Raw genomic sequence first — 24,339 nt, 5'->3', positions numbered from 1 at the left:
CGCCGGGCCGCCCCCCTCTACAGATCGCGCGCCCCGGGATCCAGATCCCGCGGCCGCGGTCCCCGCGACTACATCCGCTGGTCGCGGATGCCGGCGATCAGCAGCGCGGACGAGCTCCAGATCACCAGGAAGCAGAAGAACGACACCAAGAGGGAGTGGCCCCGCTCGGGATAGAGGCTGTCGGTCGGCAGGACCGGCGGCACGAACGTGGCCAGGAAGATGTGCTGCTTGCTGGCCGAGATGCGGGCCCGGTCCAGCAGGCTGTGGGCCGACTCCTCGAGCTTCTCGGCGATGGTCCGCTCGACCAGCAGGCCCTCGTACTGGAGCAGCGCCTCGGTCATGTTCTGGCCGCCGGCAGCGGCGTTGGCGCTCGTCAGCTCGTCCTGAAGCGCCTTCATCTGCTGATCGATGGCCGCGATGTTGGCGACCAGCGTCTGGATCGAGCGCGAGCGCTCGTCGAGATTGGAGCTGCGCAGGACCTGCAGGTCGTTCTCGGCCTTCAGCTTGTCCTTCCGCAGGAGGGTCAGCGTGGTCAGCGTCCCCTCGGCGGTCTTGATCGGATCGATCACGCCCCACTGGTTGCGGAACGCCTGGAGCGCCACGTGCGCCTTGCGCAGCCGGTCCTGCGCGGTCTTCGCGTCGGCCTCGGCCTGGGCGACCATGTCGGCCTGCGCGCGCTTCGAGATGTCGTTGATCAGCGCCTCGGAGCGCGACACCACCGCCTGTGCGATGGTCAGGGCGTCCTCGGGCGTGAAGGCGCGCACGGACAGTCGGATCACGCCCGAGATCGAGTCGATATGCGCCTCGACGTGCTTGCGCCAGTATTTGGTCAGGTCCTCGATGGGATCACTGGGGTCGAAGCGGGCCCAGAAATCCGCCTCGGACCGGGAGAACATCTTGGAGATGCCGATGCTCTTCTCGAGCGCCTCGACCAGCGTCTGACTGTTGATGAAGTCGCGGACGATGAAGCTGTCCTGGCTGTTGTGCTTCTGAATGAGGTTCGTGTACTGGCCGAGCGAGATGTTCTCCATCGGCTCGACATTGCCGCGGACCGCGAACTGGGCTTCGGCGACGTACTGGTTGGACGCGAACGCGAACAGGTAGAGCCCGACCACGAGGGTCGGCAGGAGCACGAACAGGCCGACGCGGCGGATGATCCGCGCGCCGTAGGTCGAGGTGTCCTCCTCGCGGGGGCGCAGGCCCGGCAGACGGCTCCAGTCGAGACGCTGCCGCACCGTGGTCACGAGGGCCCGCGCGGTGCGCTTCTCCGGCACCGGCCGGATCGTCTCCGCACTGCGCCGCAACTCCGTCATGGTCGGAGCGGCGAACGTCACGATCTCGCCTTCGCGCGTGTCGTCCTTGACGTCGTCGAAGCTCATCCGCTCTTTGTTCCTGGGTCTGCGCCGGTTCCGCTGCCGCGGCGCCGGCCGAGGGGCGGCCCGTGCGCGGTGACCGGGATCCCGTTCTTTTAGGCCCTTTTTATGGCGCCCGGCCCGACCGCCTCTCGGCTGCTGCACCGCGGCGACGGGGGCCGTAGCCCGGGACGGGTATCGCGTCCTACAGTCTCTGAATGATGACAGAACCGCGTGCCGCGGCCCCGGATGGCCGCCCGGCCGGCCGCACGGCCAAGACCAACCTGTCCGAGATCGTGGTCGTCTGCTCCAAATGCGCCAAGCGGCAGGGCCTGCGCGGGCGCGATCTCCGCGCGCTGCTGAAGAAGGCCGGGAAGCGGGCCGCCCGCGACGGGGGGGCCGGGCGCCGGCAGAAGCTCCGCATCGTGGAATCGGGCTGCCTCGGTCCCTGCCCGAAGCGCGCCGTGGCGGTCGCGACCGGCGCGAGCCTGGCCGCGGGCCGGGTCGTCCTGCTCGACCCCGCGGCCGATTCCGCCGAGGCGCTCGCCGCGGTGCTCAATCCCGTCCTGCCGCGCCGCGCGGTCCCCGAATTCGGCCCCAATACGACTCTAGCGGCGATACCACCCGACGAATCGCCGCCGGTCCGCTGACCGGCACAACCTGGAGCGCGCTCTTGCCCGCCTCTCGACGCGAGGCCCTCACACCGTGACCGGCGACCGCGTTTCCCGGAAGCGGCGGGCGGCCCACGCCGCGCTGCGTCGCCTGCCGCTGTTCGGCACCCTGATCGGCCTCGGCCTCGCGGTCTGGCTCGTGGCGACCAACGATCTCGCCGCCGTGGCCGCGGCCTTCGGGCGGATCGGCGTGGCGGGCTTCGCCGGCGTCACGCTGGTGCGGATCCTGGTCATCCTGCTCTGCGGGCTCGCCTGGGCGCGCATCCTCGACGGTCTGGCGCCCGCGACGGCTCCGGCCTGCCTGATCCTGCGCTTCGTCCGCGAAGGCATCAACGTGCTCCTGCCCGTGGCCTCGGTGGGCGGGGACGTCCTGGGCGCCCGTCTCCTCACCTTCTGGGGAGTCGCCGGCTCCCTGGCGGCCGCCTCCGTCCTGGCCGACATGCTGTTCCAGGTCGGAACCCTCGCCCTGTTCGCCGGGCTCGGCGCCGGCCTCCTGAGCCGGGTCGAGGGCGCCGAGGCGGCCGCCCTCGCCAGCTGGACGCTGCGGACGCTCGTCGTGGCCGGGCTGGCGGTGGCGGCGTTCTTCGCCCTCCAGCGGACCGGCATCGTGCGGGTGCTCGAGGACCGCGTCGCCGCCCTCGGACGGCGCTTCGTGCGCGAGGCCGAGGCCCGCCCCGAGCCGAACCGCCGGATCCAGGGCGCGCTGGACGCGGTCTGGGCTCCGGGTCGCCGGGGCCATCTCGCCCAGTCCTTCGCCCTTCACGCCCTGGCCTGGCTGCTCGGCACGGCCGAGGTCGCGGTCGTCCTCGCCTGCATCGGCGTGGACCATGTCGGCTGGGCCGACATCCTGGTGATCGAGGCGCTGAGCCAGGCGATCAAGGCCGCTGCCTTCCTGGTTCCGAGCGGGCTCGGCGTCCAGGAAGGCGGGCTCGTGCTGGTCTGCGGCCTGTTCGGCATCGACGCCGGGACCGCCCTCGCCCTGTCGCTCGCGCGCCGCGTGCCCGACGTGGTGCTCGGCCTGCCGGCCCTGCTCGTCTGGCAGAACCTCGAGGCCCGCCGCGCCGGCGTGCGCGCGGCCACACCCAGTTGCGACCGTCCGTGACCCGAGACCTTCCCGTGCCGACACGCCCGATGCGCCGGACGCGCGAGGTCCCGAAGCCGCGCCTGCTGCGGATCGCGCTCGCCGCACTGGGCGCGGTGGCCGGAGGACTGCTCGCCGCCGGACCGGCCGTCGCGCAGAGCGTCACCCTCGATCTCGGTGCCGGCGGCACCACCGAGCGCGCTCTCCAGCTCGTGGCGCTCATCACCGTCCTGGCGGTGGCCCCCTCGGTGCTGGTGATGGCCACGGCCTTCACCCGCATCGTCGTGGTGCTGTCGATCCTGCGGTCGGCGCTGGGCACCCAGACGGCGCCGCCGACCGCGGTGCTCGTCAGCCTCGCGCTGTTCCTGACCGCCTTCGTGATGGCCCCGACCGGCCGCGCCGCCTACAGCGCCGGCATCGAGCCGCTGATCGCCGGCCGGATCACGCAGGCGCAGGCGTTCGAGCGCGCCTCGGCACCGTTCAAGACCTTCATGCTGCGCAACGTCCGCGAGAAGGACCTGAAGCTGTTCCTCGACCTCGCCAAGGTGCCGGCGCCGAAGGGCCCCGAGGATGTCGGCCTGGAGATCGTGACACCGGCCTTCATGATCTCGGAACTGCGCCGCGCCTTCGAGATCGGCTTCCTGCTGTTCATCCCGTTCCTGATCATCGACCTCGTGGTCGCCTCGGTGCTGATGGCCGTCGGCATGATGATGGTCCCGCCGGCCACGGTCGCACTGCCGTTCAAGCTGATCTTCTTCGTGCTGGTCGACGGCTGGACCCTCGTCGCCGGATCCCTGGTCCAGAGCTACGGCGGATGACGGCGGCGTCCCGGGCCGTCAGTCCGCCCGGGACGCCGCGTCGACGATCCGGACCGCCGCGAAGCCCTCCGCGCGCGAGGGCGGCTCGAACAGTCGGTCGACGGAGCGGACGCTCGCCTCGGGAACCTGCCGGTCGGCGGTGCGCCGCCGGTTCCGTTCGAGGGCGACCGCGAGCGGCGCGCGGATCCAGACCGCCTCCGCGGCGACACCGCGGGCTCGCGCGATGGCGAGGATCGGCGCGCGGTGCTGCCGGCCAGGCAAGGCCGCGTCGAAATAGACGCGGCCGAGCTGAGGTCGCTGCCGGGCGATCCAGGTGGACTTGCCGGCCCCCTGCAGCCCGCACACGACCACGAGCCGCTCGACCGAGTCCGCCGCGAGCGCCGCGCGCAGCGCCGCGAGGGCCAGCCGCCACGCCTCGGCGTTCCGTTCGGGCGTCCAGACGCGGCCGCGCTCGGTCTCGAGGAAGGCGTCCGGGTCGATGACGACCGCCGCGCTCACCCGGGGGGCGTACCGGGTGTCTCGGCGCTGCTCTGCTGCTGGCCGCCCTGCGCACCGTCGGCCGCCGCCTCGCCGCCCGCCCCCGGCGCGTCGGGGCGGCCGCGATCGGGGGCGGCGGCATCCGGATAGCGCTTGCGATACTCGGCGAGGAAGGCCGACAGCGTCTGGACTTTCGTGGCACGCGCCGCGATGTCCCGGAAGCCCGGTGCCCGGGTCGGGTCGGTGCCGGTCAGCAGCGCGAAGGTGCGGGCGTCCGGACTCGCAGCCATCCCTTCCGAGAACTTCGCCTTGAGCCGCTCCAGGCCCATGGCCTCGTGCGCGAGATCGTAGGCGATCGCGGCGCGCACGACATCGGCGCGCGCCTGCTCGTCCAGCGGCTGGCCGGACTGCCACGCGTCGCCGAGCAGCGCCTCGTGGGCCTCCCCGGCCTCGCGCCAGCGGCGCGCGCCCCAGTAGATGTCGGCGCGGAGACGGTCGATGTCCGGGCCGCTCTCGTCCTCGATCGTTTCCAGCGCCAGATCGGTGCGGGTGAGGTCCGACAGGGCCCTGGCGCGGACGAGCCCGCGGGCGCGCCTCAGCTCGCCCGGAAGCTCGGGGAGCTCGGTGGCGTCGAGGACCTTCAGGGCCTCCATCGGCTTGTCGTCCATCAACCGGATCGTCGCGAGCCGCGCCGCTACCGCGGATCGCGCCGGGCCGGTGAGGCGATTGTCGATCTGGTACTGCAGCAGGTCGGCGGCCGGATCGAGGAGGTCGAGGGTCACGAGGCGGTCGGCCAGCCGGCGCACCACCTCGTCGCCGCGCCGCCCGATCGGGCTCAGCTCGCGGAAATCGAGGAAGAGCGCCACGGCCTCGACCCCGGGCAGCGTGTTGCCCTTGTCGGTGAGGTAGAGGTTCTCGAAGGCCGTCTGCGCCTCCCGCGTCAGGGCCGCCGTCCCGGGGGCGTTGGGGGCGGAGACGTTGGCCCGGCGCACCGCCGCGAAGGCGTCGCGCCACCGGCCGGCGGCGAGGTAGAGGCGGGCGAGGCCCGCGGTGATGCCATCCTCGGTCGGGCCGCCGTGCCAAGTCAGGCCGAGCCGCTCCAGCTTCTCGATGGCGGCCTCGGGGGCCAGCTTGCCGGAAGCCTGAGCCAGGAGCGCGCCGCGCAGGGCGGCCTCGACCGAGACCGGGCGCACGGCCGAATCGTCGAGCCGGGCATAGGCGTCCAGGGCCGCCTCGGTCTGGCCGGTGGCCTCGGCCACGCGGGCGCGAACCAGGGCCAGCCGATCACGGATCCAGGGCGGCAGGGCACGCTCCGCCTCGGCGCGCGCGGCGGCGGTCTCGGCATCGCCGTTCTCGATCGCCGATTCGGCGGCGCGGGCCCGGATCAGCTGCGCGACGTCCGCGGGATAGCCGTTGGCCAGCGGCAGCACCTTGAGGAAGCCCAACTCCGCCGTCTTCCAGTCGCCCGCCCCGGCCGAGGCCATCGCCCGCCACAGAGCGGCCTCGCGGTCGTCGACCAGGGGCGGGACGCTGAGGGCCTTCAGCGCCTCGGCGTTCCGGCCGATCCGCACCAGGGCGATGCCCCGCAGGAGGGCGGTCTCGCGCTGCGTGGCCAGGAGCGGATCGTCGGCGGCCGCGATCTCGAGGGCGATCAGGCCCTCGTAGTCGAGGCCGTTGGCGAGGTCCGCGCGTGCCAGCGCGAGGCGGGCCGGGCCGCGCTCCGACGGCGGCGCCGCCACAGCCGCGTCGAAGAGGCCGCGCAGGGTCTCGCGGACATTCCCCATCCGGGCGCGCTCCCAGGGCTCCCGCGCGATCGCGAGGGTTCCCGCGTCGGTGAGCACCGTGTCCGGCTTGCGCGCCGCCATCGAGGCGGCGAGGCCGCCCTCGCGGCCGATCGAGACGCCCTCGAACTCGGGCCGCACCGCCAAGTCGTCGGCGCCGGCGAGCACCGCGAGGCCGTGCCGGCTCGGCAGGATCTCGAAATCGACGAAGCGACGGTTCTTGGGATTGCCGACGGGGCGCTGCGCGGCCGACGTGACCACCGCGATTCGCTCGTCGTCGAGGGCGAGCCACGTCGTCGATCCGGGATGCGGCAGAGTCAGGGTGACGGCGATGCGGCCCGACGGGTCGGGCTTGCGGACGGGATCGATCGTGTCGCTCGGACTCAGCGTATCCCCCGCCGAGAGTTCCCAGGCCACGCCGGTCCCGGTGGTGACGGCGTTGAGATCGACGAGGCGGCCGGGCGGGACCGGGAACCGCACGACCGTGAGCGGACCGGTCCGGGTGGGCGCGCCCGTCGGTGCGAGACCCTGGCTCGACGGCGGGACGACCACCGGCTCGGCGGTCTCGAAGGCCAGCGTCGCGATGCCGCCGCGCTCGAACAGGACCGCCGGCGGGAGGGTCTTGAACGGGAAGAGCAGGCCGCCGCCGGCCCGGCGCGTCGGCGGCGGTTCGGGCGGGCGAGACGCGAGTGACGGCGCCGGGGCGGGGGCCGGACGCGGCGCGACCGGGGGCGACGGGGCCGGCTTCGCGGCGGCGGGCCCCGGCACCTCGACGGCGGCCGTGGCCGGCTCCAGCGGCTTGCGGCGGACCACGTCCACCAACATGGCGCCGTCCTCCCGCTCCGTGCCGATCGTGAACCCGTCCTCGGGCGTGATCAGGAGGCTCGCCGAGTTCGCGTCGGTCTCCGTCGCCAGCTTGGCGATCCCGGGCCGCGGACGGCCGCGGGTTCCGCTCGGATCGATGGTCCAGGCGCCGATCACCCGCACGCGCGTCGCGGGCCCCTCGGCGGTCACCGCGGAGACGGCCTCCGCGGGCAGACGCAGCGACAGCCGCGTCAGGGTCGGGAGCAGCGCCAGCTCGAGCGACAGCGTCCGGCGCACCGGTTCCGGGGTGCGCGCCCTGAGCGCCTCCTCGGCAACCCGGGCCCGACGGGCGAGCTCGGCAACCACCTCGGGCGGCAGCGGCGGCATGAGTCCGGACCACCCTTCCGGAAGCAGATCCACGAACACGCGCTCGCCGGCCGACTGGACGTTGACCCGGAAGGGACGCTGCAGGGCGAGGCGGAGACCCGTGCCGTCGGGATCGCGGCGGACGCTGGCGATGAAGGCCGGCATCTCGTCCACGAGATGCTCGGGTCCGGGCGCGACCCGCTCGCCGTAGCTGACGAGCAGCACGCCGCCGGCGAGCTTCGCCTTGACCGTGACCGGCTTGTCGAAGGTGAGCACGATCCGGCCGTAGCCGCCGGCCCCGGTGCCGGCCTCGCTGCCCTTCATGCTGACGAGCCGCGCGGCCAGCGCCGGAGCGAGCCCGGCCAGGAGGGCGAGCAGCGCCAGCGACGCGGTCAGCAGCCGCGCGCCACGTCCTCGACCGACCCGGGGTCGCCCGCCAACCGATCCCATCGCCTCGCCGATCCGAACCCGGCGCGCGGCCCCTGAGGGGCTCGCGGCGCGCGGCGCCACATCTCGGCGGCATCGTGATCGACCGCGGCTAACACTGGCTTAACCGTAACCGGAAAAGGCCGCGGGCCGCGGCGGGCTCAGCCGCTCAGGGCGACGGCGCGGTCGAAGGCCTGCGGGAAGCCTGTCAGCGGCACCGTGATGGTGGCCGGCTCGGTGCCGCCGGCCTTCTCGCCGGTCACGGTCAGCGCCTTGGCGGTGCGCATGCCGTCGAGGGCGAGCGTCGGGAAGCTGATCGCCACGATGCAGCCCTCGGCGCTGCAGGTCGTGTAGGGGGCGCCCTTGCCGAGGGTCTGCTCGTCGAGCTTGAAGGTCACGCCCGGCTCGATGGCGAGCCCGAAGGGCATCAGCACGATCCCCTCGGCCCGGCCGTTCGCGGGCGTCTGCAGCTCGAAGCCGAACTTGCGCCGGCCGGTCCGCGAATCGCCCTGCGCCTGGGCCACGATGCAGGTGACCTTGTCGCTCGGGCGCGTGCAGGTCATCGTCCAGTCGCCGTAGCTCTCGCTGACGGTGCTGGCGCCGGTGGGCCACGCGGCGTGCGCGGCCGCAGGCGCGGCGGCCTCCTCGGGCTTCGCCGCCTCGGCTGGCTTGGCCGCCTTGTGGGGAGCCGGCTTCGGCCGCGGTTTGGGCTTGGGCTTCGCGGGCGCTTCGGCGGCCGGCGCGGCCGCGGGCTCGGCATCCTGCGCGCGCGCCGCCAGGATCGGGACCGCCGTGAGCGACGTCGCGATCAGGCTGAGACGCAGAAGCGCACGAAATGTCGGCATGGAATCACGATCCCCCGGAGAGCCATTGGGCGGCAGTGCCGCCTAATGCTCAAGCCGGGGCGACGCAATCGCCAGGGACAGCGCCGGTGGGTTGCGCGCTTCTCAGAGAGGATTCGGGCCGCCGATGGAGCGGGCGAGCGCGCAGCGGCGCGCGAAGGCACTCTCTGCGCCGCTGCGCACCGTGCGGGCGACCGCGAAGACGAGGGTCAGGAAGCCGGGATCGCGATCGGCGGTCTCGACGGCCGGGCCGGGGATCCGGGATGTGATGAGCGCGAGCATGGCGGACTCCAGATGCGAGGTGCCGGGCGTTTCGGAGTTCCCCAGTTCCTGCGGTCCTCTGTGCGACCTTGCTGCACCGCAATATGAGACCTGCATCCCGAGCCTGCCACTGAGCAGACGCTGGGGGACGCATGCATCGAACTCATAGTTCGCGCCGCGTCCGGGAAAGGACGCGTTAACGAACGGTCGGGCGGGCGCGGTTGACCGGCGACGGGCGAGCCGCCATTGAGCGCGTTTCCGGCGACTCGGACCCTGGACCGCCCCGGCCCCGCCCCGGCGGCGCGGGCCTGTCGCCGCACTGTCACACGCGCGCCATAACCCGCCCGCGAGCCAGATGAGCGGACGCGCCCGGCGCCCGCCAGACGAGGATGTCCCGCATGACCGATCAGCCGACCCGTCACCCGATCCATGGCCGCATCACCGGCCCCATCGTGATGATCGGCTTCGGCTCGATCGGCCGGGGCACCCTGCCGCTCATCGAGCGCCATTTCGAGTACGACCGCGCGCGCTTCACGGTGATCGACCCGGTCGACACGCATCGGCCTCTCGCCGAGAAGCACGGCCTCCGGTTCGAGAAGGTCGCCCTGACGCCGGAGAACTACCGCGCCGTGCTCACGCCGCTCCTCACCGAAGGTGGCGGCCAGGGCTTCTGCGTCAACCTGTCGGTCGATACCTCCTCGCGCGCCATCATGGAGCTCTGCCGCGAGCTCGGCGCCCTCTACATCGACACCGTGGCCGAGCCCTGGCCGGGCTTCTACTTCGACAAGACCAAGAGCCAGGGCGACCGCACCAACTACGCGCTCCGCGAGAACATCCTCGACGCGCGCGCGCAGAAGCCCGGCGGCACCACCGCGGTCTCCTGCTGCGGCGCCAATCCCGGCATGGTCTCGTGGTTCGTCAAGCAGGCGCTCCTGAACATCGCCCAGGATACCGGCCTCCAGCGGCCGGAGCCGAAGACCAAGGCCGAGTGGGCCGCCCTGATGAAGGACCTGGGCGTCAAGGGCGTCCACATCGCCGAGCGGGACACCCAGCGCGCCAAGACCCCGAAGCCGCGGGGGGTCTTCGTCAACACGTGGTCGGTCGAGGGCTTCGTCTCCGAGGGCAATCAGCCGGCCGAGCTCGGCTGGGGCACGCACGAGACCTGGAAGCCCGCCAACGCCCGTGAGCAGGAGAAGGGCTCGCGCTGCGCGATCTACCTGCTGCAGCCGGGGGCCGACACGCGGGTGCGCACCTGGGTGCCGACCGCCGGCTCGCAGTTCGGCTTCCTCGTGACCCACAACGAGGCGATCTCGATCTCCGACTACTACACGGTGCGCGAGGGCGATAAGCCGGTCTTCCGGCCCACCTGCCACTACGCCTATCACCCGGCCGACGACGCCGTGCTGTCGCTCCACGAGATGTTCGGCAAGGCGGCCCAGGTGCAGGAGCAGCACCACATCCTCGACGAGACCGAGATCGTCGACGGCATCGACGAGCTCGGCGTGCTCGTCTACGGCCACGAGAAGAACGCCTACTGGTACGGCTCGCAGCTCTCCATCGAGGAGACCCGCCGGGTCGCCCCCTACCAGAACGCCACCGGCCTGCAGGTGACCTCGGCGGTGCTCGCCGGCATGGTCTGGGCCCTGGAGAACCCGGAGGCCGGCATCGTCGAGGCCGACGAGATGGACTTCCGCCGCTGCCTGGAGGTCCAGACCCCGTATCTCGGCCCGGTCGTGGGCGTGTACACGGACTGGACGCCGCTCACCGACCGTCCGGGCCTGTTCCCGGAGGACATCGACACCAGCGATCCGTGGCAGTTCCGCAACGTGCTGGTGCACGGCTGAGCCTCCGCGCCGAGCAGGCGCGGGCCGCTGTCGGCGGCGCGGATGTCGGGCAAGTCCGAGATCCGCGCCGGCCGTGACCGGGTCGCCCCTGCCCCGCCGCGATGGGTCACGGCCCGACGGCGGGGCTGTGCCGGACCGGGCGATGCCTCCCCTCGGCCCCGCGCCGCGGAAGCACGGACACCGCGGGCCGCGAGCGATCGCGGCGCGTCGATGGTTCGGCTACTCGGCCTGACGCCGCGTCACGAGGGTCCGGCCCGGCTCGACCTCGTTCTTGTCCTGGTACAGCGGCACGATCGCGCGCAGCCAGCCGCGGACCTCGCGGCCGCCGTAATTCCGCTCGACCACGTCGTGGGTGAGGTAGGCCTGCAGGTTCACCGGCCCGAAATTGTAGCCGACGAGCCCGCCCACCGCGATCTGGCCCTGCGGCCGGTAGCTCGCCACCCCGGTGGGAAGGTCCGTCGAGCCGAAGGCCACCGCGCCGATCTGCCAGGAGCCGAATTTCTTCGTCATGGTCAGGTCGAGGTTCATGTAGTCCGGGTAGAGGGTGCCGCTGGGCGAGCGCGTGTCGAGGAAGACGCCGTAGAGCAGGTTCGCCGTCAGGTTCCAGCCCTGACCGGTGTAGCTCAGCGCGAAGCGGTGGGTCAGAGAGGCTGACTGCGTCAGGAACCGCGTCTGGATCGGCAGGTAGCCGCCGAACAGGTAGCTGAAGCCGACATCGCCGCCGAGGTCCCAGGCGAGCTGGGCGGCCAGCAGCTGCTGCCCGACGCCGCTCTGGTATGGGGCGCCCCGGCTGCTCGCCGCCGCGATCGGCTGGGTGAAGAAGAACTGGAGGCGCGCGCCCGCGACGTTCCAGGGCGTCGCCCACGCGAAGGTCGGCAGGTTGACGTTGGTCGACGAGTCGCGCGGGAGGGTACCGCGCACGCCGAAGCTGGACAGGTTCACGAAATACAGGCCGACCGGCAGCTGGTCGCCCACCGGCAGGCCGACCGTCTGTCCCGGCTGCGCCGCGGACGCCGCCCGCGCGGTCGTCGCCGTCGACGCGGCGGTGATCGGAGCCGAGACGGCAAGAGCCGCCACCGTGATCCAACGTGACGTCAGGCTAAAACCGGCCATGGGAACCCTGAACCCGAGCCCCGTCATCCGGGGCCGATCAGGGTTTGACGGGCGCTCACTCCGACAGCATCCCGCCGTTACGGCCGAGCTGTGCGCGATCGCACCGCTTCGACAGACCGATCTCTCGGCGGGGGACTAAATCACTGATCTTCGACTTCGACGACGAAGTCGCCGCGATAGGTCGTGCCCTCCACCGGGTTCGAGATCCAGCGGCAGCGGCCGACCCGTACATCGTGGCCGGCGTGGAAATGCCCGGAAATCCACAGCCCCGGCCGCTCGGTCTCCGCGAGGTCGTCGAGGGCCGTGCTGGCGTAGAAGGCCGGCACCCACCAGGGGACGCCGGGCGCGTCCCGGAAGCGATCGGCCGCGAGCGGGCTCGCGGGGTGATGGGTCACCACCACGGTCGGCCCGTCGTGCGGGGTCCGGAGCGCCGCGTGCAGGGCCGCCCGCTCGATCCGGTGCTCCGCCATCGCGTCCGCCGGCTGCCACGGGCTGCCGTCGGCCTTGCGGATCGAGCCGAGATACTCCCGCGAGCCCGTCACGGGGTCGGTCATGCGGGACGCCGCGTAGCCCACCGGATCGTCGGGCCGGTTCGGCGCGTCCGGTCCGAGCCAGCGCCCGGCGAGCGCCCAGTCGCTCCAGAGGGTGGTACCGACGAAGCGGACGCCGTCGATGACGCAGCTCCGCGCGCGCTGGAGCAGGTGGATCCGCGCGCCGAGCCCGTTGAGGCGGCCGACCTCGGCCTCGAGGGCGGCGAGCAGCTCCGGCGCGGTGCGCCGATCCCCGGTCGGCGCGTAGCGCTCGTGGTTGCCCGGCACCAGCACGACCGGCCGCCCCTGCGCGAGATGCAGCAGCGCCGCGAGCCCCCGCTCAGGATGCCCCTCGTGGAGGTCCCCCGGGCAGGCGAGCAGGTCGAACGGTTCCGCGGGCGGCGCGATCAGGTCGAGGCGCCGCCGCTCCAGGTGCAGGTCCGAGATGGGGAAGATGCGCATGATGGTCGCTGCCGTGTCGCCGCTCGGGGCCGCTAGCCCGCGGCTCTGCGCTCGGCCGCGGCCGCCTTGAGGATGTCGGCGGCCGAGTCGGCGTTGAGGATCGCGATCCCGGCCGCCACGACGAGGTCGGGCCAGGGGGACGGGTGGAGAGCCGTCACCAGACCGGCGGCGATGATCGCCAGGTTGGCGACGGCGTCGTTGCGCGCCGAGAGGTAGGCCGCCCGGGTCAGGCTGCCCGAGCCGGAGCGGTGCCGGGCGAGCATGAGCGCGCAGGTGAGGTTCACGGCGAGCGCCCCGAGGCCCGCGAGAGTCAGGGGCAGGGCCGCCGGAGCGGTGAAGTCGGCGATCTTGCCGTAGGCCGCCCAGGCCCCCGCCAGCGCCGGCAGGAGCAGGATCCCCGCCATGGCGGTGCCGAGGCGGGCGCGGTTGCGCGCGCTCCAGCCGAGGCCCGCGAAGATCAGCAGGTTGATCGCCGCGTCCTCGAGGAAGTCGAGACTGTCGGCGATCAGCGCCACCGAGCCGATGGCGAGCGCCACCGCGATCTCGATGCCGAAATAGCCGAGGTTGAGCGCCGCCACGCGGGCGACGACCGGGCGGAGGGCGGGCGGCGCGGGCCGGGGCGCATCATCGGCGATCACGGGACGCCTCTTCGCCGACGCGCGCGGCCCTGTCGAGCGGCTGTTGAGAAAAGCCTGTCCGCGGCTCAAGAAAGTTCGAGGCCGTTACGCCTTTGTCCGGGTGGATTCGGCGCCGCGATCGTGCGACGCCGTTGCCGGAGCCGGCAACACGAGACGCATGACCGGCCGGAACCGGAGGTCTGCCGCGTCATGCTGCCCGAACTGCGCGTGCTCTATTTCGAGGATCTCGAGGTCGGCCTGTCGGAGACCCTGTCGAAGACCATCGCCTCCTCCGACGTGGTGGGCTTCGCCGAGATCACCGGCGACCGCAACCCGATCCACCTGTCCGAGCACTTCGCCGCGCGCACGCCGTTCGGCACCCGCATCGCCCACGGCCTCTACACGGCCGGGCTGATCTCGGCGGTGCTCGGCACCCGCCTTCCGGGGCCCGGCGCCGTCTACATCTCCCAGACCCTGAACTTCCGCGCCCCGGTGCGGATCGGCGACGTCGTCGACGTCACCGTGACGGTGGCCGAACTCATGCCCGAGCGGCGGCGCGCGCGCCTCGCCTGCCGGTGCTCGGTGGGCGGCGAGACGGTTCTCGACGGCGAGGCGCTGGTGAAGGTGCCGACCAAGGCCGAGGCCGACCCGCTGGCGAACCGCTCCGACCGGTCACAGGGCTGAGGTGGCCCCGGCCCCGGAGCCCCTCACCGACCCGGACGACCCCCGCCTCGAGCCCTACACCCGGGTGCGCGAGCGCGACCTCGTGGGCCGCGCCGGGCGCTTCATCGTCGAGGGCGAGGTGACCCTGCGGCTGCTGCTCGGCCGCCGCAGCCGGTTCCGCGCCGAATCGATCCTCCTCGCGCCCGAGCGCTGGCCGGGCCTCGCCGCCGACGTCGCCGCCTGCCCGGAGCCGCCGCCGATCTACAGCGCCTCCAAGGCGGTGATGAGCGCCGTGACGGGTTTCCCGATCCACCGCGGCGTCCTCGCGGTCGGCCTGCGCGGGCCGGGGCTCGACGCGGCCGCCCTCGTGCCGCCGCCGCCCGCGCCTGCCCTGGTGGTCGGCCTGGCCGGCCTGACCAATCACGACAATGTCGGCGCCGCCTTCCGCAACGCGGCGGCCTTCGGGGCCGACGCCGTTCTCCTCGACGGGGCGACTTGCGACCCGCTCTACCGCAAGAGCATCCGCGTCTCGGCCGGGGCCGCCCTGATCCAGCCCTTCGCGCGGCTCCCGGACGGGCAGGACTGGCTGCGGCTGGCCGAGACCCTCGACCTCCGGCCGCTCGCCTTCAGTCCGGGGGCGAGCGAGACCCTGGACGCGCGCGCCGCCCCGCCGCGGGCGCTCCTGATTCTCGGCACCGAGGGCCCCGGCCTCGACGCGGCGACGCTGGCCCGGGCGCGGCCGATCCGGATCCCGATGGCCGCCGGCTTCGACTCGCTGAACGTCGCTACCGCGGCGGGCATCGCCCTCTACACCATCGCCCGCGGCCAGGGGCGCCTCGGCGAACCGCGAGCGCGCCGCGGCGGCGAACCCTTCGACCCGGGGCCGGCAGGTTCTTGAAGTCAGTATTCCCCGCGTAGACGCTGCGGAACAGGGCCGGAGAACGCGCCTCCAGCTGGAACACATTGACATCTCGACGCCGCGCGCGGGCGCGCGCAATCTGAGATCCGACGACCGTCCCGACGCCGCGCCGGATCGCATGTCGAATATCCCGACGCTTCACTTCAACACCGATCATCTCGACCCCGCGCACGCCTTCGCGGCCTGGCGCGACCTGATGGCGCCGATCGTCCGGGTCGAGCGGATCGCGGGGGCGCCGGTGCCCCGCGGGAACCTGTCCTGCACGGTCCTGGGGGATATCCTCGCCAGCCGGATGGTCTTCTCCGCCCAGCACATGGTCCGCGATCGCCGCCACGCCGCGGCGACACCGGATCACTTCACGTTCATGCTCTACGTGTCCGGCGGCCTGTCCGGCGACGTCGCGGGCAGCCCGGTGGTGCAGCAGCGCAACCGGATCATGGCCGCCAACATGGGCCGGGAACTGGATGCCCGCGGGGTGCGCTCCAGCGCGATCGGACTGACTGTACCGCGTCGTCTGCTGCCAGACTGCACGATCGAGCGGATACCGATCTTCCTCGACAGGGAACGGAACCGTCTGCTCGTCGCGCGGCTGCACGCCCTGTACCGGCGGCTGCCGACGACCACGGCCGAGGAGGAGCCGGCGATCGCGGGCGAGCTGGCCGGTTTCGTCCGCCGCCTGTTCGATCCATCGGCGGCCTCGGACGTCCTGCGGGGCCCGGAATTCGACGTCGGCTTCGTCGCCCTGGCCGAGCGCCTGATGGACCTCCATCTGGCCTCACCCGACCTCTCGCCGGACTGGCTCGCCGACGCTGCGGGCGTCTCGCGGACGGTGCTGTACCGCGCCTTCCGGAGCACCGGGGGCGTCATGCACCGCGTCTGGGAGAAGCGGCTGGAGGCGATCCGGCTCGCCTTGGAGGATCCGCTGGAGACCCGGGCGCTCGCGCGCTTGGCGAGCGAGCACGGCTTCAAGGATCCCGCCCATCTGAGCCGCGCATTCCGCGCCCGGTTCGGGGAATCGCCGCGGGCATGGCGCCGGACGCGGGGAGCCCACGGCGTCCGGACCTTCGAGCGGACGCCGGCCCGGGCCCACGCGTGGTACGAGAGCCTGGGCCAGCGCTGAAACGCCTCCGCGGGCCAGGACGAACAGGACACCGGATCCTGCGCTCGCCAGGCTGCCGCTCGGAGCCCACGACGGCAGGCGCCGCATCCGGCCCTCACAAACCTTACGGATGCGTCTCCACGGTATGATCGTGTACAGCGTTCTGCGCGCGACAAACGGCTGCAATTGCCGCCCGATGATGCGAAGCTAGCTTGGCCGCATGGGGTATCGGGATTCTGTGAGGAGTCGAGGACGTTGCTTCAGTCTGGGGACGGGTTGCGGGCGCTGACCGGACGCCGGGTGGCCGTGGTCGGGGCTGGGCCGGGCGGACTGGCCGCCGCCCTGCTGCTCGCGCGGGCCGGGATCCACGTCACCATCTTCGAGAAGGACCCGCAGGTCGGGGGTCGGACGAAGACCGTCGAGGCGCCCGGCGGCTACCGGTTCGATATCGGCCCGACCTTCTTCCTCTATCCACAGATTCTCGCGGACATCTTCGCGAGCTGCGGCGAGCGGCTGGAGGAGCACGTCAAGCTCGAGCGGCTCGACCCGCAGTACCACCTCGTGTTCGAGGGCGCGGAGGGCATCACGGGGACGATCAGCGCCACCGGTGACGTCGAGCGCCTGGAGCGCGAGATCGCCCGCCTCGCGCCGGACGACGCCAAGAACGTCAAAGACTTCTTCGCCGAGAACCGGACCAAGCTGAACTACTTCAAGCCGGTCCTCGAGCAGGCCTTCCACACCCTGCGCAGCATGGCGAGTCCGGCCATGCTGGCCGCCCTGCCCTACCTGCATCCGGGTCGGAGCGTCGACCGCGACCTGAAGCGACACTTCGCCGACCCGCGGGTGCGCCTCGCCTTCTCGTTCCAGACCAAATACCTCGGGATGTCGCCGTTCCGGTGCCCGAGCCTGTTCACCATCCTGTCGTTCCTCGAATACGAGCACGGCGTCTACCACCCGGTGGGCGGCTGCGGCGCCGTCTCCGAGGCGATGGCGGGCCTGGCCGGCCGCATGGGCGTCGATCTCCGGCTCAACAGCAACGTCGAGGAAGTGCTGTTCGACGGCAAGCGCGCCAGCGGTCTCGTGGCGGACGGTGAGACCTTCAACGCCGACGCGGTGCTGATCAACGGCGACTTCGCGAAGGTCGTCCGCGCCCTCGTCCCGGAGCGGCACCGGCCGCGCTGGCGCGATGCCAAGATCCGGAAGGCCCGGCTCTCCTGCTCGACCTTCATGCTGTATCTCGGCCTCGAGGGGAAAATGCCCGACAGCCTCGGGCACCACACGATCCTCCTGGCCGACGGCTACGAGAAGAACATCCGCGAGATCACCGAGGGCACGCTGCCGATGCAGCCGTCCCTGTACGTGCAGCACGCGGGCTACACCGATGGCGGCATGGCGCCGCCCGGACACACGGCCCTCTACGTGCTGGTGCCGGTGCCCAACCTGAAGGCGGGGATCGACTGGGCGGCGATGCGCGAGACCTACCGCGCCCTGATCCTGGACCGGCTGAAGCTCCTCGGGATCGACGATCTCGAGTCCCGCATCCGCTACGAGCGGATCATCGACCCGACCCAGTGGGAAGAGGATTTCGCCGTCCACGAGGGCGCCACCTTCAACCTCGCCCACGACCTCCTGCAGATGCTGTATTTCCGGCCGCACAACCGCTTCGGACCGGGCCTCTACATCGTCGGCGGCGGCACCCATCCGGGCTCCGGCCTGCCGGTGATCTACGAGGGCGCCCGCATCTCCGCCCGGCTGCTGATCGAGGAACTGGCGGGCGCCCGCGCCGCCGCCGCGGCCGGCATCCCCGATACCGCCCCGCTGGCGACCTCCGGCGAGGCCTCGTGAGCGCCGCGTCCGGCCGGAGGTATCTCCGGAGGCTGGCAGGCCGCGCGACGGTTGCCTCCGCGGTCTGGCTCAGCGCCGCGACCGTGCCGGCCTGGGCCGCCGCCGTGCAGGTCGAGGTCGACGGGATCGAGCCCGGCGGCGGCCAGGTGCGGGTCGCCCTCTGCCAGGGCGGTCTCTCGGAGTCGTCGTGCCTGCGCGGCGACGACGCGCCGGCCACCGCCGACCGGGCGCGGTTCACCTTCCGGGATGTCCCGCCGGGCACCTACGCGGTCGCGGCCTACCAGGACGCCAACGGCAACGGGCGCCTCGACCGCACCGGTCTCGGGCTGCCGCTGGAGCCCTACGGCTTCTCGGGTACGGTCGGGCGGCGGGCGCGCCCCGATTTCGCCGAGGCGGCCTTCGCCCTCCGGGAGCCCGGCGCCGCCGTGCGGGTGCGCCTCGGCCGTGCCCTGCCGAGCCGGTGAACCGATGGACGATCCCCTCGTCCGGCTCGCGGACGTCGGCCTCGACCTCCGCGGCCGACGGGTGCTGGATCATGTCGATCTCGACCTCGGGGCCGGCGAGACCCTGGCGCTGCTCGGACCGAACGGAGCCGGCAAGTCCTCGCTGATGCGCCTCGTGGCGGGGCGTCTCGCCCCGAGTGCGGGGTCGGTGCGCGTGGCCAAAGCGGATCCGTACCGGGCGGGACAGGCCCGCCGCGCCATCGGGTGGGTGCCGCAGGAGATCGCCCTCTACCCGCGGCTGACCGTCTCGGAGAATCTCGGCGTGTTCGGGCAATTGGCGGGGGTCTCCCGGCGCGAGCGGAAGGCGGCCGTGGAGTCCGCCCTGGCCATGGCCGACATCGCCGACGTGGCCCGGCGCCCGGTCGGCGTCCTGTCGGGGGGGTACCGGCGCCGGGTGAACATCGCCGCGAGCCTGATGAACCGGCCCCGGCTCGTGCTCCTCGACGAGCCGACCAGCGGCGTCGACCTCGCCGCGCGGGCCGCGATCCACGCGGTGCTCGACCGCCTGAAGGCCGCCGGCACCGCGATCCTGATCGCCACACACGATTTCGCCGAGGCGGAGCGCCTCGCATCCCGGGTGGCGTTCCTGGCCCAGGGGCGGGTCGTGCGCGCCGGCCGTCTCGCCGAGCTGCTCGCGCAGCTGCGGACCGGCGCGCCCGAGCGGGAGCTGAGCCTCGCCGGTCCGGCGTCGGGACCGGCCGAGGGCGTGCTGCGCCGGGCCGGTTTCGTGCCCGCCGAGGCGGGGGGCCTCGTCTGGCGGTCGGTCGAACGGTCCGGCCTCGACGGCGCGGCCTTGCTCGGCGCCCTGCGCGCCCAGAACGTTCCGGTGGCCGAGATCCGGGTGCGGGCGCCGCGGCTGGAGACGCTCTATCTGGACGCCCTCCGCCTGCGGGAACTGACGGATCCCGAGGCCGCCCCGCTCCGGGCCGGGACCGCCGGATGATCGGCGCCGCCTTCCGCGTCATGCTCCTGACCCTCCTGCGCGACCGGGCCGCGCTGGTGATGGCCTTCGTGCTGCCGACCGTGATCTTCTCGATCTTCGCGGCGATCTTCTCGGGAGCGATCGGCGACCGGATCCGCATCCATCTCGGTCTGGCCGACCTAGCCCACACCGCGGCGACGGGGCGCCTCGCCGACGCGCTCGCGGCCGATCCCTCCCTCCGCGTGACGCGGTTGCCCGCGACCGACATCGACGCCGTGGCGCAGGCGGTGCGGGGCGGCGAGGTCGACGTGGCGCTTGTCCTGCGCGGGGACCTGATCGCCGCACCTGCGGAGGCGGCGTCCGGCGCCGCGGATCAGCCGGTGGTGCTGGTCGAGAACCCCGCCAAGGCACTGGCGACGCCGATCGCCCTCGGACAGCTCCAGAGGGTCCTGAACGAGGCGCTGCCCGACGTGGTCCTGTCGCGGGTCGTCGCCGACGTCGAGCGCACGGGCAAGATCGGTCCCGACGAGCGCCGCTTCCTCGACGAGGCCTTCGCCGAGCAGCGCGCCAAGAAGGAGCCGTTCAGCTTCGCCTCCCTGGTGGAACGCCGCAGCACGGCGTCCGGGACCGCCAATGCCCGGGTGAGCTACTACGCCGGCGCGATCACCGCGGTGTTCCTGCTCTTCGCCGCCATGCAGGGCGCGATGTCGCTGGTCGAGGAGCGCGAGACGGGCCTCACCGAGCGTCTGATGGCCGGGCCGGGCGGTTTGCCCGTCGTGGTGCTCGGAAAGTTCGCCTTCCTGACGCTGCAGGGACTCGTCCAGGCCGGGCTGATCTTCCTGGCCGCCGCCCTCCTCTACGGCGTCGAGATCGGGCCGCACTGGCCGGCCTTCCTGGCCGCCTGCCTGCTGGTCTCCGCGATGGCGGCCGGCCTGGCGCTCGCGGCCTGCGCGCTCGCGGCCTCGCGCCAGCAGGCGCATCTCGCGTCGACTTTCGGCGTGCTGCTGCTCTCGGCCGTCGGTGGCTCCATGGTCCCGCGGTTCCTCATGCCGCCCTGGCTGCAGCAGGCCGGATGGCTCACCCCCAACGCCTGGGCGATCGAGGCGTACCAGAGCGCCCTGGGCGAGGGGTTCTCCGCCGCGGCCCCCGCCCTGGGGGTCCTGGCGGCGCTGACCCTGGCCGGTCTCGGCTTCGCCCTGGCGCTGGCGGCGCGGCGGACGGCCTAGGACCCGGCGCCGTCCCGACCCCGACGGCGCTACTCCACGTAGACGCCGGCACCGACGAGCGCCTCGACGCCCGCCACGCGCGTCGCGCAGACGTAGCTCCACTTCACGCTCGGCGCCGCCTGGCCGGGCTTCGGGAACATGTAGTCGACCCAGCCGGACCCGAACCGCGTGACGGCGTCGATGAAGTCCTGGTGGAACTGCTTCCCGTCGGCGTCGCGCTCGTGGAGCAGGTCGTGCCCCTCGCGGTTCGGGTGGGCGGCGTTGAAGAGAACGATCCCCCGCAGGTCGACGACGAACAGGTAGACGTCCCCGTATCGCCAGACGCCTCCCCGACGCCGGAACGCGTCGAACGCCCGCGCGCCCTCACTCTCCAGCACGTCGGCCGCCCTGTTGACGAGGGCTTCGATCTCGGCCGCCCGGTGCAGCGGCGGGGGCGTTCGTCGGGCGTCGGCCGGAATGGCCGCGTCCGGGACGAGCAGCAGGACCCAGATCAGCAGGGCTCTCGCCAGGCCGGCGTACCACCGCGCCGCCGGCCCCACCGGATCTCCCCGTCGCGCGCGACAGGGCTCCCCGCGCGAGATCCGGCCGATCGCGAGCGCGCTGACCGGCATGCGCGGGATCGGACGCCCCGCCGCGACGGCCCTAGGAGTGCGCCTCGATGCCATGGCCGGGGTGCCCGCCGCGCGGCCGGAGGAAGATCAGCCAGTTCCGCCTCTGCGGCGGGGGTGGGCCCGGGGTCGGGCCGACCGCGTTGGGCAGGGACTGGAACGTCAGGCGCCTGCGATGCCGCTCGATGATGCGCTCGAGGTTCCGCAGCGCCGCGAGGCCCTGGCTCGCCATCATGCGGTGCCCCTCGCAGGCACCGCTCCGGCCCAGGTCGTGAACGATGGCCTCCGCGTGGGCGAGGAGGTCCCGAGCTTCCGCGCAGTAGAGCTCCACCTCGGCGAGATCCGGCATCCTGTCCTCCGCGATGATCGCTCCTCGAAGTCCGACGCGGCAGAGGTAAACCCGGCGCGGGGGCGCGCATCACCCGTTTGAAGGAGCCGGGCTCGATTTCGACGCCCGCCTCCCGCGACGATCCGCGCCGTTCCTGCGACGCGGTGCGCACCGACATAGAGGCGCTTCCGCTACGGCCGCGCTCCCCGGAAATCCCGCATGCTCCGCCTGCTCATCGCCGACGGCAACGATCGCGCTGCCCGCGACCGCCACGTCGCGGCCACCGGACGAACCTCGGCCGAGTCCTACGCGGCGGTGGTGCGGGACCTCGCGCCGGGCTCCGTCTGCCGGCACGTCAACGCCGCCGACGCCGACGCGACGCTGCCGGCAGACCTCACGGATTTCGACGGGCTGATCTTCACCGGGTCGACCCTCAAGGTCTCGGAGGGTACGCCGGCCGTGATCCGGCAGCTCGACCTGATGCGCGCGGCCTTCGAGGCCGGGCGCGCGGTCTTCGGCTCGTGCTGGGGCGTGCAGGTCGCGGCTACGGTGGCGGGTGGCCATGCCGCCGCCAACCCACGCGGGCCGGAATACGGCTTCGCCCGGGCGATCACCCCGACCGAGGAGGGTCGGACACACGCCCTGCTGGCCGGCCGTCCGGCGACCTGGGATGCCCCGGCGATCCACTCCGACGCCGTCCTGGAGCCGCCCCCCGGCGCCCGCGTTCTCGCCGGCAATCGCGTGCTCGGCATTCAGGCCATCGAGATCCGCCGGGAGCGCGGCTGGTTCTGGGGCACCCAGTATCATCCCGAACTCGACCTCGACGAACTGGCCGCGATGCTGCGCCTCTGCGACACCGCCATCGTCGCGGCGGGGCTCGCCGAGAACCCGCGGGCCGTGGCGGCCTACGCCGACGAGATCGCGACGCTCCAGGGACGCGACCCGGAAGCCGCGCGCCGCCTCGCCTGGCGTCACGGCATCGGGCCGGAGGTGATGGAGGCCGGCCTCCGTCGCCGGGAGATCGGCAACTTCCTGGCGCGCCTGTCCACAGGCGAGCGCCGCCGGTAGGCTGCCGCGACCGGGTGGCGCGTTGACCCGCCCGGCCTCAAGTCTAGCTTCGACCTGCGGGCCACGCCTTCTTCGGCCCGGGGAGCCAGCCAGCAGGATGAGCCAGGATTCCACGGTCGCCGTCATCGGCAGCGGGCTCGGCGGACTCGCCGCCGCGTGCGTCGCCGCCGCGCGGGGCCACCGCGTGACGGTCTACGACAAGAACGGCTGGCTCGGCGGCAAGGCGGCGGTGCTGCACGAGGGCGGCTTCCGCTTCGACATGGGCCCGACCATCCTGACCGTTCCGCGGGTGCTGGAGCGGATCTTCGCGGAGGCCGGCCGCTCGGTCCACGACTACATGGACCTGCGCCGCCTCGACCCGCAGTGGCGCTGCTTCTTCGACGACGGAACCCACATCGACCTGATGCAGGACGTCGAGCGGATGGCCGGCGACATGGAGCGCTTCGCTCCCGGCACCGGCGAGGGCTACAAGAAATTCCTCTCGATCTCCGAGCATCTCCACGGCGTCTCGGAAAAATTCTTCTTCTGGAAGCCCGTCGAGGACCTGTTCGACACGATCAACATCCGCGCCAACATGAACCCGGGCACGCTGCGCGACGTGCTGTCCCTGCGCATGCACGCCTCGGTGGCCTCGACGATCCGCGGCAAGGTCAAGGACGCCCGGCTCGCGCAGATGCTCGACCACTTCGTCCAGTATGTCGGCTCCTCGCCCTACGGCGCGCCGGCAGTGCTCTGCGCCATCGCCCACATGCAGACGGCCGACGGCGTCTGGTACCCGATGGGCGGCACGCGCGCGGTCGCGGAGGGCTTGGCGAAGCTCGCCCAGGAACTCGGCGCCACCTGCAAGACCGACACCGAGGTGACCGGGATCGAGACCGCCAACGGCGCGGTCCGGGGCGTGCGGACGGCCGCGGGGGTCACGCCCTACGACGCGGTGATCTCCAACATGGACTCGGTGCGCACCTACCGCGAGCTCGTGGGCGGCGAGGCCGCCAAGGCCTACGCCAAGAAGAATCCCGAGCCGGCCTGCTCGGGCGTGGTGCTCTATCTGGGCCTGAACAAGCGCTACGAGCACCTGAACCACCACGATTTCGTCTTCTCTCGCGACCCGGAGGAGGAGTTCGACTACATCTACAACAAGGGCGAACCGGCCCCGGACCCGACCGCCTACCTGGCCGCCCCCTCCTCGACCGACCCGAGCGTGGCGCCCGAGGGCGGCGAGGCGCTCTACGTCCTCGTGCACACGCCGTATCTGCGGCCGCACCACGACTGGCGCCCGGACGGGCCGCTGTTCCAGAACTACCGCCGGACGATCCTCGACAAGCTCAAGCGCACCGCCGGCATGCCGGACCTCGAGGAGCGCATCGTCGTCGAGCGCCACCTCACGCCGCAGGACATCCACGAGCGCTACAAGGTCCTCAACGGCGCGATCTACGGCCTCGCCTCGCACGGGCGCGTGATGGGCGCGTTCAAGCCCGGCAACCGGTCGCGGCAGGTGCGCGGCCTCTACCTCGCGGGCGGCGCCGCCCATCCGGGACCCGGCATGCCGATGGTGATGATGTCGGGCTGGATCGCCGCCGACGCGCACGACCAGGACGCCCGCGGCGCCCTGCGCGCCTCGGCGTGACGGCGACGCCGCCACCTCCGCCCCCCGGTGCGGGGAGCGGGAGAGGCACGCGCGGCGCCCCGCTGCCCCCGGTCTCGCCCCGGATC

Annotated in this window: 23 protein-coding genes; 13 read left to right on the top strand and 10 right to left on the bottom strand. The window is 72.7% G+C overall.

Annotated elements, in window-relative coordinates:
* Positions 1 to 68: 68 nt before the first annotated feature.
* Positions 69 to 1,379 (bottom strand): capsule polysaccharide transporter, encoded by a 1,311-nt coding sequence (locus ACTJK8_RS05580; protein ID WP_012321959.1) that lies wholly within the window; start codon positions 1,377 to 1,379, stop codon positions 69 to 71.
* Between the two features lie 194 nt (positions 1,380 to 1,573).
* Here ACTJK8_RS05580 and ACTJK8_RS05575 point away from each other — a divergent pair, with 194 nt between their 5' ends.
* From ACTJK8_RS05575 to fliP, 3 genes are read left to right on the top strand one after another with little or no spacing between them, the layout of a single operon-like run.
* Positions 1,574 to 2,002 (top strand): hypothetical protein, encoded by a 429-nt coding sequence (locus tag ACTJK8_RS05575; RefSeq protein WP_106427940.1) that lies wholly within the window; start codon positions 1,574 to 1,576, stop codon positions 2,000 to 2,002.
* A gap of 55 nt (positions 2,003 to 2,057) precedes the next feature.
* Positions 2,058 to 3,125, top strand: coding sequence for a lysylphosphatidylglycerol synthase domain-containing protein (locus ACTJK8_RS05570; protein WP_012321957.1), 1,068 nt, complete (start codon positions 2,058 to 2,060; stop codon positions 3,123 to 3,125).
* Positions 3,126 to 3,154: 29 nt separating this feature from the next.
* Positions 3,155 to 3,922 (top strand): flagellar type III secretion system pore protein FliP, encoded by a 768-nt coding sequence (gene fliP / locus ACTJK8_RS05565; RefSeq protein WP_012321956.1) that lies wholly within the window; start codon positions 3,155 to 3,157, stop codon positions 3,920 to 3,922.
* A gap of 18 nt (positions 3,923 to 3,940) precedes the next feature.
* Here fliP and ACTJK8_RS05560 read toward each other — a convergent pair whose 3' ends face one another.
* The 4 genes from ACTJK8_RS05560 to ACTJK8_RS05545 form a co-directional block, all read right to left on the bottom strand.
* A complete protein-coding gene (locus tag ACTJK8_RS05560) occupies positions 3,941 to 4,420 on the bottom strand; it encodes an AAA family ATPase (RefSeq protein WP_012321955.1) in 480 nt (159 codons plus the stop codon).
* On the bottom strand, positions 4,417 to 7,800 hold the full coding sequence (locus ACTJK8_RS05555; protein WP_012321954.1) for a hypothetical protein: 3,384 nt from the start codon (positions 7,798 to 7,800) through the stop codon (positions 4,417 to 4,419). Before ACTJK8_RS05555 ends, ACTJK8_RS05560 begins: the two co-directional genes overlap by 4 nt.
* 137 nt (positions 7,801 to 7,937) lie before the next feature.
* Positions 7,938 to 8,621 (bottom strand): invasion associated locus B family protein, encoded by a 684-nt coding sequence (locus tag ACTJK8_RS05550; RefSeq protein ID WP_012321953.1) that lies wholly within the window; start codon positions 8,619 to 8,621, stop codon positions 7,938 to 7,940.
* Between the two features lie 102 nt (positions 8,622 to 8,723).
* Complete coding sequence (locus tag ACTJK8_RS05545) at positions 8,724 to 8,900, bottom strand: hypothetical protein (RefSeq protein ID WP_012321952.1); 177 nt, start codon at positions 8,898 to 8,900, stop codon at positions 8,724 to 8,726.
* 377 nt (positions 8,901 to 9,277) lie between these two features.
* Between ACTJK8_RS05545 and ACTJK8_RS05540 the strand changes: the two genes are divergently transcribed.
* A complete protein-coding gene (locus tag ACTJK8_RS05540) occupies positions 9,278 to 10,723 on the top strand; it encodes a homospermidine synthase (protein ID WP_012321951.1) in 1,446 nt (481 codons plus the stop codon).
* Positions 10,724 to 10,942: 219 nt separating this feature from the next.
* Here the strand turns inward: ACTJK8_RS05540 and ACTJK8_RS05535 are convergent, their stop codons facing one another.
* The 3 genes from ACTJK8_RS05535 to ACTJK8_RS05525 form a co-directional block, all read right to left on the bottom strand.
* Positions 10,943 to 11,836 carry a transporter gene (locus ACTJK8_RS05535; RefSeq protein ID WP_440761628.1) on the bottom strand — a complete coding sequence of 298 codons (894 nt, stop codon included), beginning with the start codon at positions 11,834 to 11,836 and terminating at the stop codon, positions 10,943 to 10,945.
* A gap of 140 nt (positions 11,837 to 11,976) precedes the next feature.
* On the bottom strand, positions 11,977 to 12,828 hold the full coding sequence (locus tag ACTJK8_RS05530; protein ID WP_440761627.1) for a metallophosphoesterase: 852 nt from the start codon (positions 12,826 to 12,828) through the stop codon (positions 11,977 to 11,979).
* Between the two features lie 32 nt (positions 12,829 to 12,860).
* Positions 12,861 to 13,466, bottom strand: a complete 606-nt coding sequence (locus tag ACTJK8_RS05525) for a cation transporter (protein ID WP_012321948.1) — start codon at positions 13,464 to 13,466, stop codon at positions 12,861 to 12,863.
* A 189-nt stretch (positions 13,467 to 13,655) separates the two neighbouring features.
* On the opposite strand from ACTJK8_RS05525, the gene croR reads away from it, so the two are divergent.
* The 7 genes from croR (at position 13,656) to ACTJK8_RS05490 (ending at position 20,622) form a co-directional block, all read left to right on the top strand.
* A complete protein-coding gene (gene croR / locus ACTJK8_RS05520; protein ID WP_012321947.1) occupies positions 13,656 to 14,129 on the top strand; it encodes a 3-hydroxybutyryl-CoA dehydratase in 474 nt (157 codons plus the stop codon).
* 1 nt (position 14,130) lies between these two features.
* Positions 14,131 to 15,006 (top strand): TrmH family RNA methyltransferase, encoded by an 876-nt coding sequence (locus ACTJK8_RS05515; RefSeq protein ID WP_440761626.1) that lies wholly within the window; start codon positions 14,131 to 14,133, stop codon positions 15,004 to 15,006.
* 139 nt (positions 15,007 to 15,145) lie between these two features.
* A complete protein-coding gene (locus tag ACTJK8_RS05510; protein ID WP_287082855.1) occupies positions 15,146 to 16,147 on the top strand; it encodes a helix-turn-helix domain-containing protein in 1,002 nt (333 codons plus the stop codon).
* A gap of 234 nt (positions 16,148 to 16,381) precedes the next feature.
* Positions 16,382 to 17,971, top strand: a complete 1,590-nt coding sequence (gene crtI, locus ACTJK8_RS05505; protein WP_058607694.1) for a phytoene desaturase family protein — start codon at positions 16,382 to 16,384, stop codon at positions 17,969 to 17,971.
* Positions 17,968 to 18,435 carry a DUF2141 domain-containing protein gene (locus ACTJK8_RS05500; RefSeq protein ID WP_024828329.1) on the top strand — a complete coding sequence of 156 codons (468 nt, stop codon included), beginning with the start codon at positions 17,968 to 17,970 and terminating at the stop codon, positions 18,433 to 18,435. The genes crtI and ACTJK8_RS05500 overlap by 4 nt, the downstream gene beginning before the upstream one ends.
* Before the next feature lie 4 nt (positions 18,436 to 18,439).
* Positions 18,440 to 19,417, top strand: a complete 978-nt coding sequence (locus tag ACTJK8_RS05495; protein WP_024828330.1) for an ABC transporter ATP-binding protein — start codon at positions 18,440 to 18,442, stop codon at positions 19,415 to 19,417.
* The gene (locus tag ACTJK8_RS05490; RefSeq protein ID WP_012321941.1) at positions 19,414 to 20,622 is read left to right on the top strand and encodes an ABC transporter permease; all 1,209 of its coding nucleotides are present in this window, start codon (positions 19,414 to 19,416) and stop codon (positions 20,620 to 20,622) included. The genes ACTJK8_RS05495 and ACTJK8_RS05490 overlap by 4 nt, the downstream gene beginning before the upstream one ends.
* 29 nt (positions 20,623 to 20,651) lie before the next feature.
* On the opposite strand, the gene ACTJK8_RS05485 is transcribed toward ACTJK8_RS05490, so the two are convergent.
* Both ACTJK8_RS05485 and ACTJK8_RS05480 read right to left on the bottom strand, forming a co-directional pair.
* Entirely contained in the window at positions 20,652 to 21,161 is a 510-nt protein-coding gene (locus ACTJK8_RS05485; RefSeq protein WP_012321940.1) for a cache domain-containing protein, read from the bottom strand.
* 103 nt (positions 21,162 to 21,264) lie between these two features.
* A complete protein-coding gene (locus ACTJK8_RS05480; protein WP_012321939.1) occupies positions 21,265 to 21,579 on the bottom strand; it encodes a hypothetical protein in 315 nt (104 codons plus the stop codon).
* A gap of 198 nt (positions 21,580 to 21,777) precedes the next feature.
* Here ACTJK8_RS05480 and ACTJK8_RS05475 point away from each other — a divergent pair, with 198 nt between their 5' ends.
* A complete protein-coding gene (locus ACTJK8_RS05475) occupies positions 21,778 to 22,626 on the top strand; it encodes a type 1 glutamine amidotransferase (RefSeq protein ID WP_012321938.1) in 849 nt (282 codons plus the stop codon).
* 97 nt (positions 22,627 to 22,723) lie between these two features.
* Entirely contained in the window at positions 22,724 to 24,253 is a 1,530-nt protein-coding gene (locus ACTJK8_RS05470; protein WP_012321937.1) for a phytoene desaturase family protein, read from the top strand.
* Positions 24,254 to 24,339 lie beyond the last annotated feature (86 nt).

Origin of the sequence: Methylobacterium sp. 22177 (assembly GCF_052045615.1) — a bacterium.
Taxonomy (GTDB): Bacteria; Pseudomonadota; Alphaproteobacteria; order Rhizobiales; family Beijerinckiaceae; genus Methylobacterium; species Methylobacterium radiotolerans.
The sequence above is the reverse complement of the archived record's forward strand: the minus strand, read 5'-3'. Positions and strand labels throughout refer to the sequence as shown.

What these genes read in the sequence shown, in the direction of transcription:
- ACTJK8_RS05580 (WP_012321959.1), bottom strand. Translation starts at nt 1,379, where the DNA reads ATGAGCTTCGACGACGTCAAGGACGACACGCGCGAAGGCGAGATCGTG.
- ACTJK8_RS05575 (WP_106427940.1), top strand. Translation starts at nt 1,574, where the DNA reads ATGACAGAACCGCGTGCCGCGGCCCCGGATGGCCGCCCGGCCGGCCGC.
- fliP (WP_012321956.1), top strand. Translation starts at nt 3,155, where the DNA reads ATGCGCCGGACGCGCGAGGTCCCGAAGCCGCGCCTGCTGCGGATCGCG.
- ACTJK8_RS05555 (WP_012321954.1), bottom strand. Translation starts at nt 7,800, where the DNA reads ATGGGATCGGTTGGCGGGCGACCCCGGGTCGGTCGAGGACGTGGCGCG.
- ACTJK8_RS05550 (WP_012321953.1), bottom strand. Translation starts at nt 8,621, where the DNA reads ATGCCGACATTTCGTGCGCTTCTGCGTCTCAGCCTGATCGCGACGTCG.
- ACTJK8_RS05545 (WP_012321952.1), bottom strand. Translation starts at nt 8,900, where the DNA reads ATGCTCGCGCTCATCACATCCCGGATCCCCGGCCCGGCCGTCGAGACC.
- ACTJK8_RS05540 (WP_012321951.1), top strand. Translation starts at nt 9,278, where the DNA reads ATGACCGATCAGCCGACCCGTCACCCGATCCATGGCCGCATCACCGGC.
- ACTJK8_RS05535 (WP_440761628.1), bottom strand. Translation starts at nt 11,836, where the DNA reads ATGGCCGGTTTTAGCCTGACGTCACGTTGGATCACGGTGGCGGCTCTT.
- ACTJK8_RS05530 (WP_440761627.1), bottom strand. Translation starts at nt 12,828, where the DNA reads ATGCGCATCTTCCCCATCTCGGACCTGCACCTGGAGCGGCGGCGCCTC.
- croR (WP_012321947.1), top strand. Translation starts at nt 13,656, where the DNA reads ATGCTGCCCGAACTGCGCGTGCTCTATTTCGAGGATCTCGAGGTCGGC.
- ACTJK8_RS05510 (WP_287082855.1), top strand. Translation starts at nt 15,146, where the DNA reads ATGTCGAATATCCCGACGCTTCACTTCAACACCGATCATCTCGACCCC.
- ACTJK8_RS05495 (WP_024828330.1), top strand. Translation starts at nt 18,440, where the DNA reads ATGGACGATCCCCTCGTCCGGCTCGCGGACGTCGGCCTCGACCTCCGC.
- ACTJK8_RS05490 (WP_012321941.1), top strand. Translation starts at nt 19,414, where the DNA reads ATGATCGGCGCCGCCTTCCGCGTCATGCTCCTGACCCTCCTGCGCGAC.
- ACTJK8_RS05480 (WP_012321939.1), bottom strand. Translation starts at nt 21,579, where the DNA reads ATGCCGGATCTCGCCGAGGTGGAGCTCTACTGCGCGGAAGCTCGGGAC.
- ACTJK8_RS05475 (WP_012321938.1), top strand. Translation starts at nt 21,778, where the DNA reads ATGCTCCGCCTGCTCATCGCCGACGGCAACGATCGCGCTGCCCGCGAC.
- ACTJK8_RS05470 (WP_012321937.1), top strand. Translation starts at nt 22,724, where the DNA reads ATGAGCCAGGATTCCACGGTCGCCGTCATCGGCAGCGGGCTCGGCGGA.